Origin of the sequence: Pseudoalteromonas sp. S4741 (genome assembly GCF_005886135.1) — a bacterium.
In the GTDB taxonomy this organism is placed as follows: Bacteria; Pseudomonadota; Gammaproteobacteria; order Enterobacterales; family Alteromonadaceae; genus Pseudoalteromonas; species Pseudoalteromonas tetraodonis.
The window spans coordinates 25,519-38,061 of record NZ_PNCN01000012.1; the positions used below are offsets into that span (position 1 = coordinate 25,519).

The 12,543-nt window shown below is 40.5% G+C and carries 13 protein-coding genes; all 13 read left to right on the forward strand.

Features of this window, described 5'->3' with window-relative positions; all coding sequences use genetic code 11:
- Nucleotides 1–269 precede the first annotated feature (269 nt).
- The 13 genes from CWC30_RS01730 to cyoD all read left to right on the forward strand — a co-directional run bounded on the left by CWC30_RS01730 (nucleotide 270) and on the right by cyoD (nucleotide 12,542).
- A complete protein-coding gene (locus CWC30_RS01730; protein ID WP_036983299.1) occupies nucleotides 270–1,613 on the forward strand; it encodes a Na(+)-translocating NADH-quinone reductase subunit A in 1,344 nt (447 codons plus the stop codon).
- A 1-nt stretch (nucleotide 1,614) separates the two neighbouring features.
- Nucleotides 1,615–2,820 (forward strand): NADH:ubiquinone reductase (Na(+)-transporting) subunit B, encoded by a 1,206-nt coding sequence (locus CWC30_RS01735; RefSeq protein ID WP_036979666.1) that lies wholly within the window; start codon nucleotides 1,615–1,617, stop codon nucleotides 2,818–2,820.
- Nucleotides 2,813–3,562: a Na(+)-translocating NADH-quinone reductase subunit C gene (locus tag CWC30_RS01740; protein ID WP_138626256.1), complete on the forward strand. Its 750-nt coding sequence runs from the start codon at nucleotides 2,813–2,815 to the stop codon at nucleotides 3,560–3,562. The genes CWC30_RS01735 and CWC30_RS01740 overlap by 8 nt, the downstream gene beginning before the upstream one ends.
- Nucleotides 3,562–4,194 (forward strand): NADH:ubiquinone reductase (Na(+)-transporting) subunit D, encoded by a 633-nt coding sequence (locus tag CWC30_RS01745; protein ID WP_036979663.1) that lies wholly within the window; start codon nucleotides 3,562–3,564, stop codon nucleotides 4,192–4,194. The genes CWC30_RS01740 and CWC30_RS01745 overlap by 1 nt, the downstream gene beginning before the upstream one ends.
- Before the next feature lie 10 nt (nucleotides 4,195–4,204).
- Nucleotides 4,205–4,813, forward strand: coding sequence for an NADH:ubiquinone reductase (Na(+)-transporting) subunit E (gene nqrE / locus CWC30_RS01750; protein ID WP_036979660.1), 609 nt, complete (start codon nucleotides 4,205–4,207; stop codon nucleotides 4,811–4,813).
- A gap of 17 nt (nucleotides 4,814–4,830) precedes the next feature.
- A complete protein-coding gene (gene nqrF / locus CWC30_RS01755) occupies nucleotides 4,831–6,054 on the forward strand; it encodes an NADH:ubiquinone reductase (Na(+)-transporting) subunit F (RefSeq protein WP_036979658.1) in 1,224 nt (407 codons plus the stop codon).
- A gap of 140 nt (nucleotides 6,055–6,194) precedes the next feature.
- Entirely contained in the window at nucleotides 6,195–7,220 is a 1,026-nt protein-coding gene (locus tag CWC30_RS01760; protein WP_138626257.1) for an FAD:protein FMN transferase, read from the forward strand.
- A 97-nt stretch (nucleotides 7,221–7,317) separates the two neighbouring features.
- Complete coding sequence (gene nqrM, locus CWC30_RS01765; RefSeq protein ID WP_010391098.1) at nucleotides 7,318–7,530, forward strand: (Na+)-NQR maturation NqrM; 213 nt, start codon at nucleotides 7,318–7,320, stop codon at nucleotides 7,528–7,530.
- A gap of 326 nt (nucleotides 7,531–7,856) precedes the next feature.
- Nucleotides 7,857–8,285 (forward strand): hypothetical protein, encoded by a 429-nt coding sequence (locus CWC30_RS01770; protein WP_138626258.1) that lies wholly within the window; start codon nucleotides 7,857–7,859, stop codon nucleotides 8,283–8,285.
- A 327-nt stretch (nucleotides 8,286–8,612) separates the two neighbouring features.
- Nucleotides 8,613–9,566 (forward strand): ubiquinol oxidase subunit II, encoded by a 954-nt coding sequence (gene cyoA / locus CWC30_RS01775; RefSeq protein ID WP_138626259.1) that lies wholly within the window; start codon nucleotides 8,613–8,615, stop codon nucleotides 9,564–9,566.
- A 2-nt stretch (nucleotides 9,567–9,568) separates the two neighbouring features.
- Complete coding sequence (cyoB, locus tag CWC30_RS01780; protein ID WP_024601893.1) at nucleotides 9,569–11,557, forward strand: cytochrome o ubiquinol oxidase subunit I; 1,989 nt, start codon at nucleotides 9,569–9,571, stop codon at nucleotides 11,555–11,557.
- The gene (gene cyoC, locus CWC30_RS01785; protein ID WP_008111916.1) at nucleotides 11,554–12,186 is read left to right on the forward strand and encodes a cytochrome o ubiquinol oxidase subunit III; all 633 of its coding nucleotides are present in this window, start codon (nucleotides 11,554–11,556) and stop codon (nucleotides 12,184–12,186) included. The genes cyoB and cyoC overlap by 4 nt, the downstream gene beginning before the upstream one ends.
- Nucleotides 12,186–12,542, forward strand: coding sequence for a cytochrome o ubiquinol oxidase subunit IV (gene cyoD, locus CWC30_RS01790; protein WP_138626260.1), 357 nt, complete (start codon nucleotides 12,186–12,188; stop codon nucleotides 12,540–12,542). The genes cyoC and cyoD overlap by 1 nt, the downstream gene beginning before the upstream one ends.
- The last annotated feature ends 1 nt before the right edge of the window (nucleotide 12,543 follow it).

Consider the following 12,543-nt stretch of genomic DNA (forward strand, 5'->3'; position numbering starts at 1 on the left):
TGTTGGCTAATTTACCACTTTGGTCTAGCTTGTATTTTATTAATTGTTAATTACAAAACTAAATAAACGTTTCTCTCGTATAATTTTCATAAATACACTCGCATAGTCAGCCACAATAATGTTAAAATCAAAGCAATATGTGAGGAGTTTTACTGCGCTGCTTGTTTGGTATTTTTAGCGAGTCATTTTATATAGCTTGCAATAATACAAATAGCGGCGTGGTTGGTACGATTTTTCAGTTTCTTTCCGTTAATGTAGTGCAAGTGCGTATGATCAATATAAAAAAAGGTCTGGATTTACCCTTAGAGGGCGCACCTCAGCAAGTTATTCATGATGGCTCTGCCGTCAAACGTGTAGCTGTGCTAGGTGAAGAGTTTATCGGTATGCGTCCAACCATGCATGTTCGTGTGGATGACCAAGTCAAAAAAGGCCAGGTACTTTTTGAAGATAAAAAGAACCCAGGCGTATTATTTACTGCACCAGCTTCTGGTACAGTAAAAGAAATTAATCGCGGTGCTAAACGTGTTCTGCAATCTGTTGTTATTGAAGTAAACGGCAGTGAGCAAATCACCTTTGGTTCTTTCTCGGAAACTGAGCTTAACAGCTTAGATCGTGAAAAAGCTAAAGAAGTACTAGTTCAATCGGGTCAATGGGTAGCACTTCGTGCTCGTCCATTTAGTAAAGTAGCAGCGTTGGATGCAAATCCGAGCTCTATTTTTGTGACAGCTATCGATACCAATCCACTTGCTGCAGATCCTGCAGTAATTATTGCTGAAAATGCGAAAGCATTTGAAGCAGGTTTGGCTGTTGTGTCACGTTTAACCGATGGCAAAGTATTTGTTTGTAAGCAAGCAGGTAGTCAAGTTCCTAGTTCACCTATTGCTCAAGTAGAAGTGCATGAGTTTGGTGGCGTGCATCCGGCTGGCCTTGTTGGCACTCATATCCATTACCTTGACCCAGTATCTGCTAGTAAGCAAGTTTGGCACATTGGTTACCAAGACGTTATTGCGTATGGTCACCTTTTCCTTACTGGTGAAATTTACACAGACCGTGTTGTTTCTCTCGCAGGTCCACGCGTTAAAAATCCTCGTTTAGTGAAAACACAATTAGGTGCTTCACTTGATGACTTAGTGGCAGGCGAATTAGAAGACGGTGATAACCGTGTTATTTCTGGTTCTGTACTTGCCGGTGCTACGTCGTCTGGTGTTCATGCATTCTTAGGTCGTTACCATGTTCAAGTATCTGTTTTACTTGAAGGTCGCGAAAAAGAATTTTTTGGCTGGATTGCACCAGGTAGTGATAAATTCTCTGTAACGCGTACATTCTTGTCTCACCTTACACCGAGTCGTTTATTTAAAATGACAACGTCTACGGGCGGTTCAAAACGTGCCATGGTTCCACTTGGAAGCTATGAGCGTGTTATGCCACTTGATATTTTGCCAACGCTTTTATTACGTGACTTATTGTCTCGTGATTTAGATAGTGCAATTTCATTAGGTGCGCTTGAATTAGATGAAGAAGATTTAGCGTTATGCACCTTCGTTTGTCCTGGCAAATACGAGTACGGCGCAGCCCTACGCGATTGCTTAACTACGATCGAGAAGGAAGGCTAAAATGGGCTTAAAAACTTTCTTAGAAGATATCGAACCGCATTTTGAACCAGGTGGTAAGCATGAGAAATGGTACGCGCTGTATGAAGCCGCTGCGACTATTTTTTACACGCCAGGTTACGTAAACAAAGGTTCAACTCACGTTCGTGATAACATCGACCTAAAACGCATGATGATTTTAGTGTGGATGGCGACGTTCCCTGCCATGTTCTTTGGTATGTTCAATATTGGTCATCAAGCGGCAATCGCGCTTGGTAATGGTTTTGAACTAGCTAACATTTGGCAAGTAGGTTTATTCCAGTTATTAGGCGGTGAGTTAACCGTTGATGCTGGTTGGGGCGCAAAAATGTTCTACGGAGCATGTTTCTTCCTACCTATTTATGCAACAACCTTTATTGTCGGTGGTTTTTGGGAAGTATTGTTTGCTTCTGTGCGTAAGCATGAAGTAAATGAAGGTTTCTTCGTAACCTCTGTATTATTTGCATTAATCCTGCCTGCAACGATTCCTTTATGGCAAGTTGCGCTAGGTATTACTTTTGGTGTAGTTATCGCAAAAGAAATATTTGGTGGTACAGGTCGTAACTTCTTAAACCCTGCGCTTGCTGGTCGTGCGTTTTTATTCTTCGCATACCCTGCACAAATTTCAGGTGACACAGTATGGACTGCCGTAGATTCATTCTCTGGCGCGACTATGCTTGGTCAAGCGTTTGCTGGTACGTTAAATTACGCGACTGATATTGAGCTTTGGTGGAATGCGTTTTACGGATTCATTCAAGGTTCTATGGGCGAAACGTCTACACTAGCAGTGCTTATTGGTGGTTTATTCCTAATTTATGTACGTATCGCGTCTTGGCGTATCGTGCTAGGTGTATTCCTAGGTATGGTAGTAACCTCATCAATACTAAATACTATTGGTTCTGAAACCAATGCTATGTTTGCTATGCCTTGGTACTGGCATATGGTATTAGGTGGTTTTGCATTCGGTATGTTCTTTATGGCAACTGACCCTGTATCTGCTGCATTTACTGATAAAGGTAAATTAGCATACGGTGCGCTTATTGGCTTTATGGTAGTTATGATCCGTGTAGTAAACCCTGCATACCCAGAGGGCATCATGCTAGCAATCTTGTTTGCTAACTTGTTTGCACCTTTATTCGATCACTTTGTAGTGCAAGCTAATATCAAGCGGAGGTTGGCACGTAATGTCTAGTAATAACGAATCAATTGGCAAAACGCTAGCTGTTGTTGTCTCATTATGTTTAGTGTGTGCAGTTATTGTGTCGCTAACGTCTGTGCAACTTCGCCCTCTGCAAAAAGCAAATAAAGCAAAAGATATTCAAAGTAATATCTTAGCTGCTGCTGGTATTGGTAAAATTGATAACGTTGCCGAAACGTTTGAAGCTAAAATCGAAACTCGCTTTGTTGATATGCAAAGTGGTGAGTTTGCTGAGCCGGTAGAAGATTTCGACTTTGAAAAAAGCAAATACGATGCTGATTTAAGTAAATCTTTAAAAGAGAATGGGATTAAGGACATCGCAGGTATTCAACGTATTACCAAACGTGCGCCTGTTTACATCTCTAAAAAAGACGATGGCTCTACTGATGCAATCATCCTTCCTATTCAGGGTTATGGTTTATGGGGTTTAATGTACGGTTTTATCTCGCTTGAAAGCGATGGCGAAACTATTAAAGACATTATTTTCTACAAACATAACGAAACACCTGGTTTAGGTGGTGAAATTCAAAACCCACAGTGGACTGCAACGTGGGAAGGTAAAGAGTTACCAATCCAAATCGTTAAAGGGACTGCAGCCGGTGATGAGCACAAGATCGACGGTCTTTCAGGTGCTACATTAACGTCTAATGGTGTTGACCATGCAGTTGACTTTTGGACTGGCGAAAATGGCTTTGGCCCTTTCCTTGCGAAAGTACGTAAAGGAGCATTGAACTAATGGCTGATACTAAAGAAATGAAGGCGGTCCTATTCGGTCCAGTTTTCGCTAACAACCCAATCGCATTACAAGTACTTGGTATTTGTTCTGCGCTAGCGGTAACGTCTAGCTTAAAAAATGCATTAATCATGTCAATCGCATTGACCTTGGTAACTGCATTCTCTAGCCTTTTTATCTCGACTATTCGTAACCATATCCCATCATCAGTACGTATCATCGTACAGATGACGATTATTGCATCATTAGTAATCGTGGTTGACCAAGTACTACAAGCTTTCTCTTACGCTACGGCAAAAGAGTTATCAGTATTCGTTGGTCTAATCATTACTAACTGTATTGTAATGGGTCGTGCTGAAGCGTACGCAATGAAGTCGCCACCACTTATGTCATTCTTAGATGGTATTGGTAATGGTTTAGGCTACTCAGTGGTATTACTTACTGTTGGTTTCATTCGTGAGCTATTCGGTAAGGGAACACTATTCGGTGTTGATATTATTCCATTAGTACAAAATGGTGGTTGGTACCAACCTATGGGTCTATTGATCTTACCACCGAGTGCATTCTTCATTATTGGTTTATTCATTTGGGTACTTCGTACTTATAAGAAAGATCAAGTAGAAGCTAAAGCGTAAGGGGCGATAAGTGGAACATTATATTAGTTTATTTGTAAAAGCCGTTTTTATTGAAAACTTAGCGTTAGCTTTCTTCCTAGGTATGTGTACTTTCTTAGCCGTGTCTAAAAAAGTAACTACATCAATTGGTCTAGGGGTAGCGGTTATTGTTGTATTAGGTATTTCAGTACCGGTTAATAACTTGGTTTACCATGCGGTACTTGCACCGGGTGCATTAGAGTGGCTTGGTTACCCAGAAGCGGATCTTAGCTTTTTACGTTTCTTAACGTTCATTGGTGTTATTGCTGCACTGGTGCAAATTCTTGAAATGGCATTAGATAAGTTCTTCCCACCGCTGTACAACGCATTAGGTATTTTCCTACCACTAATCACAGTTAACTGTGCAATTTTTGGTGCGGTATCATTCATGGTTGAGCGTAACTATAACTTCGGCGAGTCTGTTGTTTATGGTATTGGCGCTGGTGTGGGTTGGGCGCTTGCAATTACATTACTTGCAGGTATCCGTGAGAAAATGAAGTATTCAGACGTACCAGATGGTTTACGTGGTCTAGGTATTACCTTTATCACTGTTGGCTTGATGGGTCTTGGCTTTATGTCATTCTCTGGTATTTCACTGTAATAATAGCGAGGTCAATCATGGATATTTTCTTAGGCGTTGGTGTTTTTATCGCTATCGTTGTAATACTAGTTTTAATCATCATTGGTGCTAAATCTAAACTAGTTGCAAGCGGTGACATCATCATCGGTATTAATGGCGACCCAGATAAAGCCATTAAAACATCAGCGGGTAGTAAGCTTTTAGGTGCACTATCTGAATCAGGTATTTTCGTATCTTCTGCATGTGGTGGCGGTGGCTCTTGTGGTCAGTGTCGCGTTCACATTAAAGAAGGTGGCGGTGATATTCTGCCAACTGAACTTGACCACATCTCTAAAGGTGAGGCACGTGAAGGTTGTCGTTTAGCGTGTCAGGTTAATGTTAAAAATGACATGGAAATTGAACTTGAAGAGTCAATTTTCGGTGTTAAAAAATGGGATTGTGAAGTTATCTCTAACGATAACAAAGCAACGTTCATCAAAGAACTTAAGCTACAAATTCCAGATGGCGAGTCAGTGCCGTTCCGTGCGGGTGGTTACATCCAAATCGAAGCGCCAGCTCACCATGTTAAATACGCTGATTTCGATATTCCTGAAGAGTATCGTGGCGATTGGAACCATTTTGGTTTCTTCGACCTGGAGTCAAAAGTAGACGAAGAAACAATTCGTGCTTACTCAATGGCTAACTACCCAGAAGAAGAAGGCATTATTATGCTTAACGTGCGTATCGCTACGCCGCCGCCAAGAAACTTGAGCCTACCATGTGGTAAAATGTCTTCGTATATTTGGTCACTTAAAGAAGGCGATAAAGTAACTATTTCTGGTCCATTTGGTGAGTTCTTCGCTAAAGACACAGACGCTGAAATGGTATTCGTAGGTGGTGGTGCAGGTATGGCACCAATGCGTTCACATATCTTTGACCAACTTAAGCGTTTAAACTCTAAGCGTAAAATTAGTTTCTGGTATGGTGCGCGTTCTAAGCGTGAAATGTTCTATGTTGAAGATTTTGACGGCCTAGCTGAGCAAAACGAAAACTTCGTTTGGCACACAGCGCTTTCAGATCCGCAACCAGAAGATAACTGGGAAGGCTACACAGGCTTTATCCATAACGTGTTATTTGAGAACTATCTTAAAGATCACGAAGCGCCTGAAGATTGTGAGTTCTACATGTGTGGTCCTCCAATGATGAATGCGGCAGTTATCTCTATGCTTAAAGATTTAGGTGTAGAAGACGAAAACATCTTATTAGATGATTTCGGTGGCTAATACCCAAACTAAATAAATTTAGTTAAAATACCAGCCTCATAGCACTAAGTGTTATGAGGCTTTTTTATATCAACTGACTGAGTTTGGCTTTACCGCTGATTTTAGTTGATACTCTATTTAACCTTTATAAGTAGGCTATTATGAATCGATTAAGCACAGTTAAAGGCGTGGTAGCCTTATTTTTAATCATATCCACGTTACTTATTACCGGTTGTGGCAATTCACAACACAACGAAGAAGCTTACCTTGAAGGTAAAACGATGGGGACAACTTACCACATCAAGTTTTACGCTGATCAAGTGGACCCTCAAGCAGTACAAGCAGAAATAGATGCGGTTTTAGTTGATATTAACCAGTCTATGTCGACCTATATTGAGGATTCAGAAATAAACACCTTTAACCGTTTAGGTGCTAATCAAGTAATGCCAATTAGTGATGATTTTAGAGCGGTTATTGCAGAATCTATACGAATTGGTGATTCAACTAAAACACTCGATGTGACTATGGGACCGCTAATTGATTTATGGGGGTTTGGTCCTGATAAAAAACCAACAAAGCGCCCAACGGATGAAGCTCTGGCAAATATGATCAATAACATTGGTATAGATAAGTTGGTCCTTAACGAGCAAGGCTTAGCAAAAACGATGGCTGATTTAGAATTGTCGTTTTCAGCTACAGCAAAAGGCTATGGTATTGATAAAGTGGCTGAGCTATTACAAAGCAAAGGCATTACAGATTACATGGTTGAGATTGGCGGGGAGTTACGTATTGCTGGTACAAAACCAGACAATCAAGCATGGCGAATAGCAATTGAACAACCTGATGCTAACCCAGATGAGCGAAAAGTACACCGTGTACTAGCACCAGGTAATAACGGTATTGCCACTTCAGGTGATTATCGAATCTTTTATACTATGGATGGCGAAACCTATACGCATCTTATTGATCCTATGACAGGGATGCCAATTAAGCACGACTTAGTCTCTGTCACAGTTTTACACCCAAGTGCAATGACCGCGGATGGTTTAGCGACTGCTCTAACGGTAATGGGTATGGAAAAAGCACAACGCTATGCGCAGCAGCATGATTTACCTGTGTATTTAATTGCTAAATCGCCTGATGGTTTAGTCACTTATTCAAGTCCTGCGTTTAAGCCTTATTTATAGTCTTTAGGTTTATATCCTTAGCATGAGGGTATATAATGTAAGGAGCTCAAATACGCTATTTGAGCTCATTTTATTGCTGAACAATAGGGGCTAAGCAATGTCACTTTTTTTTCTAACCTTTGGCTTACTTATTTTAATTGTCGCTGCGATGGCGATAGGCATGATAGTTCAAAGAAAATCGATGGCGAGTAGCTGCGGAGGCTTAGGCTCTGTAGGTATTGATAAAGCATGTGATTGCGATGATCCATGCGATAAACGCAAAAAGCGTCTAGCCAAAGAGCAAGTATGGAAAGAAAACCAAATTCTTTAAATAGATTTATTTCTGTTTAAACAAAAAACCTCTCGTAGCTCACTACGGGAGGTTTTTTATTTATATCGCCATAAATAAATCTTCAGGCAATAAAATAATCGTGTTTTTATCTTGAACAGAAAATTCTCTTTGTTATACTCATGCCCGAACTTTCAGTAAGTTTTGAAAGTTCTATTGATGCGGATCAAATCTAGCTTAGCAAAATAGTGCTAATGCGTTGAGACTGTATTTCATGTCACTGTATAAGGCTTTACGGCTGCAACTTGTTTTTGTTGCCACGGTGTATACCTAATTTTGTTATTAGTCATTTTAATAGGTTAATGTTTTTGAACTCATTTTCTTTGTTTCATACCAGCGCTTTGCTTACCTTAGGTAAGTCAGTGTTGCATGAGCGCTTTAATAAAGCGAAAAGAGGCGTGAGTGTGGCTGTAACATTATTAGTTTTTAATGCCGTTATGTTGCTTAGTGGCGCTATTGAGGATGCCTTTAGGCTTGAAGCATTGGTCAGTGATGGCTTTTTTATAGAGCCATTATTACTGACAATTGCCGAATTTTTAGCTCATCCCATCTTATCGTGTCAGTTACTTATTGGCCTTTGTTGGCTATTGTTCCACATGTTTCCAGCGCGTCGTGCTGGAATAATCCTCCGTAAAGCAGCCTTTGCTTTTAGCGAGGCTAAAGTTCAGCAACCCGTGCAAGCTGCGCATGGTTGTCGTGCTCCACCTAGCTTTACAGGTTGTCTGTTTACCCATTAATTTTATGGGTATAGGTTACACCTGTGGTATCTAATTATTTATTCTTGCTGTAAATAACGATTACTTTCATTGTAGCTTAGTGTTTTTTACACACTCTCAGCCAACCACACCTCACCCAAGTTAATTTTTATTGCGTTATATTAATGTGTTTAAAAAGCTGGGTTGGTTCTGCTAGGTGTTTATTATTAAGCCAGTGGTCAATACTTCATGCTTGCATTCGCTTTGCATTATTGTAATTCAATCTTAATTAACTTGGGTTTTTATCAAATATCGTTGCTAAATATTTTTGGCAGCTAATAAAAACTCTTTAGGTTTTAGGATAGTCCCTTGTTAATTCGTAACCTTTTTAATATTGCTTTAGCTAGTATGGCGCTGATTTTATCAGGCTGTAATGGCGGGGTACTCGACCCAAAAGGGCAGATAGGTATTGATGAGAAAAATCTGATCATCATCGCCACTGTGCTTATGTTGTTAGTTGTGATCCCCGTTATTGTGATGACTTTATATTTTGCTTGGAAATACAGAGACACACAAAACCATGAAATTTACGCACCAAAATGGGCTCACTCTAATAAGATTGAGGCTGTTGTATGGGCGGTTCCTATTGTAATTGTTGTTATTTTAGGTGTGATCACCTGGCAGTCAACGCAAGAGCTTGACCCTTATAAACCGATAGAAGGTAAAGGTGAACATCTTACTGTTGAAGTGGTGTCACTTAATTGGAAATGGCTATTTATTTACCCTGAACAAGGTATTGCCACGGTGAATGAATTGGTATTTCCAGCCAATGTTCCGGTTGAATACAAAATCACGTCAGAAAGCACCATGAACTCGTTTTTCATCCCTCAGTTAGGTAGTCAAATCTACTCAATGGCGGGCATGGAAACTAAGCTGCATTTAATTGCTAATCAGCCAGGCACATTTAAAGGCTTTTCGGCTAATTACAGTGGCGCAGGTTTTACCGGTATGAAATTTAATGCCATCGCAACGCCAACAAAAGCTGACTTCAATCAGTGGGTTGAACAAGTAAAAAGCAACGCTAATAACCTTACTCATGCCAATTATGTTGAGCTTGCAAAAGCAAGTGAGAACAACCCAGTTGCTTATTATGGCAAGGTTGATGACGGTTTATTTCATACCATAGTGATGAAATACATGCAGGCGCATGGCGATATGAACAAAAAACATCACTCGATGGGTAAACATCAGCAGATGAGTAATGAGCATCAGGCAATGGGTAATCATTCAATGCCATCATCACACAGCCAGGGCGAGGAATAATCATGTCGTTTTTAGGTAAATTATCTATAGATGCAATTCCGTTTCATGAACCTATTATCATGGTTACAATGGCGGTGATTGCTGTTGTCGGGCTTATTATAGCTGGGCTAATAACAAAATATAAAAAATGGGGTGTGCTTTGGCGTGACTGGATCACCTCGGTTGATCATAAACGCTTAGGCGTTATGTACATTTTATTAGCACTAATCATGCTGTTTCGTGGTTTTTCTGATGCCATTATGATGCGTGCGCAGTTAGCGCTTGCTACCAGTGGCGCGCCAGGCTATCTACCGCCAGAGCATTACGATCAAATATTCACCGCTCATGGCGTTATTATGATCATCTTTATGGCGATGCCATTTATGATTGGTTTAATGAATATTGTTGTACCACTGCAAATTGGTGCCCGTGATGTGGCTTTTCCATTTTTAAATAATTTAAGTTTTTGGTTTACCGCTAGTGGCGCCATTTTAATAAATTTATCACTTATATTTGGTGAATTTGCTAAAACAGGCTGGGTTGCTTACCCACCGTTGTCGGAGTTGACCTTTAGCCCTGGGGTGGGGGTCGATTATTATATTTGGGCCTTGCAAATATCGGGGCTCGGTACGCTATTAACCGCTGTTAACTTTCTAGTGACAGTATTTAAAATGCGTGCTCCTGGTATGACTCTGATGAAAATGCCAATTTTCACTTGGGCATGTACGTGGGCAAATATCTTAATTGCAGCATCATTTCCAATTTTAACCGCAGTGCTCGCCATGCTAACGCTAGACCGTTATTTAGATTTCCACTTCTTCACTAATGAAGCAGGCGGTAACGCCATGATGTATATCAACCTGTTTTGGGCATGGGGCCACCCAGAGGTATACATTTTAGTATTACCAGCTTTTGGTATCTTCTCTGAAATAGTGTCGACCTTCACTGGTAAACGTTTATTTGGTTATAAATCGATGGTGTATGCAAGCGGTGCCATTTCTATTCTTGGCTTTATTGTATGGTTACACCACTTCTTTACTATGGGTTCAAGTGCCAATGTAAATGCCTTTTTTGGAGTAATGACCATGGTCATAGCTGTGCCTACTGGGGTTAAGTTATTTAGTTGGTTGTTTACTATTTACCGTGGCCGTTTGCGCATTACAGTGCCCGTACTGTGGACGCTTGGTTTTATGGTTACCTTCAGTATTGGTGGTATGACGGGGGTATTACTAGCAATCCCTGGTGCCGATTATGTATTGCATAACAGCTTATTCTTAATCGCTCATTTTCATAACACCATTATTGGTGGCGCAGTATTTGGCTACTTAGCTGGCTTTGTTTTTTGGTTTCCAAAAGCAATGGGCTTTAAGCTCGATGAGCGTTGGGGTAAAGCATCATTTTGGTGTTGGTTAATCGGTTTCTTCGTAGCCTTTATGCCATTGTATGTACTCGGCTTTTTAGGTATGACACGTCGCTTAAATCACTCTAATAATCCTGATTGGAATATCTGGCTTTATATTGCTGCAGTGGGTGCCGTGATTATTATGTTCGGTATTATTTGCCAAGTTATTCAGCTTTATGTGAGCTTTAAAAACCGCGAAGCGCTTGATGATACCACCGGTGATCCTTGGAACGGTCACACCCTTGAATGGTCAACGTCATCACCGCCGCAGTACTATAACTTTGCTGAAATCCCGCATGTTGATGATATTGATACATGGACTGATATGAAAGAAAAAGGCCTAGCTTATCAAGGTAAATCTAGCTATAGCCCAATTCATATGCCAAAAAATACGGCATCGGGTGTGCTTATTGCAGCGAGTTTAACGGCGTTTTGTTTTGCCATGATCTGGCATATTTGGTGGCTAGCAGGGCTTGGTTTTATTGGTGCAATTGCGCTATTTATTAACCGCGCTTACACCAGCGATGTAGATTACTACGTGCAAAACGATGAAATATTACAAATTGAAGGCGCGCATATTGCCAGTAATACGAAGGAGGTAAGCGCATGAGTACGTTATCTGCAACTCAAGGCCATGTAAATTTAGAGCCTCATAGCGTAAGTCATACACATGAGCATCACGATACCTCTGGCGATACAATCTTTGGCTTTTGGCTTTATTTAATGACCGATTGCCTTTTATTTGCCTCTTTTTTTGCAACCTACGCAGTGCTTTATATGAACACTGCAGGTGGTGTATCGGGCAAAGATATTTTTGAGCTTGATTTTGTTGCCGTAGAAACTGCGGCGCTACTTATAAGTAGTATTACTTTTGGTTTTGCCATGATTGCCGCTCAAGGGCAAAAAAAGGCGCTGACGCTTGGTTGGCTCGCGGTTACTTTTTGTTTAGGCGCGGTGTTTATTGGTATGGAAATTTATGAGTTTCATCATTTAATTGTTCATGGCAATGGCCCACAGCAAAGTGCTTTTTTAACATCGTTTTTCTCATTAGTGGGTTTGCATGGTTTACATGTAACTGCAGGCCTTATTTGGATGAGCATAATGATGATAGAAGTGATCAAGCGCGGTTTAGGTAAACAAACCGTCACGCGCTTAAGTTGCTTAAGCTTATTTTGGCACTTTTTAGATATTGTGTGGATTTGTGTATTTACTGTTGTTTATTTAATGGGAGCAATGTAATGAGCCATAGTGAAACGCATGCTTTAGCGCAAATGCAAAGCCAACATCATGATCAGTCACACGGCAGTGTTAAAACCTATCTTATTGGTTTTGTCTTGTCAGTGATTCTAACGGCCATTCCATTTTGGATGGTGATGGAGGGCGATTTTTCAAAAGTCATCACGCTTTGGAGTATCGTTACTTTTGCAATCGTGCAAATTTGGGTGCATTTAAAATACTTTTTACACCTTAATTTCACCACTGATGAAGGCAAAGCGAATACCTTTACCTTCTTGTTTAGCGCGTTGATCATCGTCATGGTGGTTGGACTGTCTGTTTGGATCATTTATGAATCAAACGCAATGATGATGTATTAGA

Bases quoted from the DNA above. Each gene is read 5' to 3' on its own strand.
- CWC30_RS01730 (WP_036983299.1), top strand. From the start codon at position 270: ATGATCAATATAAAAAAAGGTCTGGATTTACCCTTAGAGGGCGCACCT.
- CWC30_RS01735 (WP_036979666.1), top strand. From the start codon at position 1,615: ATGGGCTTAAAAACTTTCTTAGAAGATATCGAACCGCATTTTGAACCA.
- CWC30_RS01740 (WP_138626256.1), top strand. From the start codon at position 2,813: ATGTCTAGTAATAACGAATCAATTGGCAAAACGCTAGCTGTTGTTGTC.
- CWC30_RS01745 (WP_036979663.1), top strand. From the start codon at position 3,562: ATGGCTGATACTAAAGAAATGAAGGCGGTCCTATTCGGTCCAGTTTTC.
- nqrF (WP_036979658.1), top strand. From the start codon at position 4,831: ATGGATATTTTCTTAGGCGTTGGTGTTTTTATCGCTATCGTTGTAATA.
- CWC30_RS01760 (WP_138626257.1), top strand. From the start codon at position 6,195: ATGAATCGATTAAGCACAGTTAAAGGCGTGGTAGCCTTATTTTTAATC.
- nqrM (WP_010391098.1), top strand. From the start codon at position 7,318: ATGTCACTTTTTTTTCTAACCTTTGGCTTACTTATTTTAATTGTCGCT.
- cyoB (WP_024601893.1), top strand. From the start codon at position 9,569: ATGTCGTTTTTAGGTAAATTATCTATAGATGCAATTCCGTTTCATGAA.
- cyoC (WP_008111916.1), top strand. From the start codon at position 11,554: ATGAGTACGTTATCTGCAACTCAAGGCCATGTAAATTTAGAGCCTCAT.
- cyoD (WP_138626260.1), top strand. From the start codon at position 12,186: ATGAGCCATAGTGAAACGCATGCTTTAGCGCAAATGCAAAGCCAACAT.